This is a genomic window from Arthrobacter sp. TMT4-20 (genome assembly GCF_054510775.1).
Genome location: NZ_JBTNDW010000038.1, coordinates 1 through 1,386, shown reverse-complemented (window position 1 = coordinate 1,386; position 1,386 = coordinate 1). Strand labels below are relative to the sequence as shown.

General features: G+C 57.9%; 1 protein-coding gene. It reads right to left on the bottom strand.

Annotation, left to right across the window (positions count from 1 at the left end; translation table 11 throughout):
* Positions 1-36 precede the first annotated feature (36 nt).
* Positions 37-1,320, bottom strand: coding sequence for an IS256 family transposase (locus tag ACX80Z_RS15925; protein ID WP_459316572.1), 1,284 nt, complete (start codon positions 1,318-1,320; stop codon positions 37-39).
* Positions 1,321-1,386 lie beyond the last annotated feature (66 nt).

The following is a 1,386-nucleotide window of genomic DNA, read 5'->3' as shown; positions in this document are numbered from 1 at the left end:
GGGTCTGTAACTTTTTCGGTGTTTTCAGCATTTTAGTTAGTAGGTTTCGGCTGCCGGCCAACGCCCGGCGAAAGTGATGGCAAAGGCATTCAGCGCGGGTTTCCACCGTACGGTCCAGCGTGTCCTGCCAACACCGGTGGGGTCAAGAGACCGAGTGACGAGATAGAGGCATTTCAGCGCGGCAGCCTCGGTCGGAAAATGTCCACGAGCCCGTACTGCCCGCCGGTATCGTGCGTTCAGCGACTCGATTGCGTTCGTGCTGCAGATGACGGTGCGGATCTCAACGTCGTAGTCGAGAAAGGGCGTGAATTCCTCCCACGCGTTTTCCCACAATCTGATGATGGCCGCGTATTTCCGGCCCCACTTATCCGTCAGCTCGTCCAACGCGACTCGGGCTGCTGCGGCGTTCGGGGCAGTGTAAATCGGGCGGACATCTTTTTTGAGGGCATCCCAGTCCTTCTTCGACGCCAGCCGGAATGTGTTCCTGATCAAGTGGATGATGCATGTTTGAACCGTCGTGAGGGGCCAAACGTTGGACACTACCTCCGGCAAACCTTTCAGGCCGTCGCAGACCAGGAAGAACGTATCGCTCACACCCCGGTTCTTCATGTCCGTGAGGACACTCATCCAAAACTTCGCCCCTTCACCGCCGTTACCGGCCCAAAGGCCGAGGACGTCTTTCTCGCCTTCCAGCGAGACCCCGATAGCGGCGTAGATGGGCCTGTTGGCCACCTGGCCGTCTCGAATCTTGACCACGATCGCATCAATGAAGATCGCCGCGTAAACGCTATCGAGAGGTCGCGAGGACCAGCTGGCCATTTCCTCGGAGACCTTGTCGGTAATCCTCGAAATGGTCTCCTTGGACACCTGCGCCCCGTATATCTGGGCGAAATGGGCACTGATCTCCCCGGTCGTCAGACCGTGGGCATAAAGGGATAGGACCATCTCGTCGACACCGGTCAACCGGCGCTGGTGTTTTTTCACAATGACCGGATTAAACGTCCCGTCCCGATCCCGGGGAACCTCGATCTGAACATGCCCGGTTGCTTCGGTCAGGACTGTTTTCGGCCTTGATCCGTTTCGTACGTTCGAGGTATCCCGATCCTGAGCAGCCCGGTTTTTCTCATGCCCGAGATGATCAGTCATTTCCTCATTCAGCGCGGTCTCAAGAACCGTCTTCGTAAACTGCTTCAGCAACCCGTCGGGGCCAGTCAGGGACAGTCCCTGCTCGGCCGCCATCCGCACCAACTCTTTCGCGGCCACCTCTTCGGCAGAGGGCTCCGCCTTGTTTTTCTTCACAGCATCCAGTGTCGTCATCACGGCACCTTCCCCGCCAGACTCACGCCCGACGTATCAGGCCAAAAACACCAAATTCCGAACAGTCCC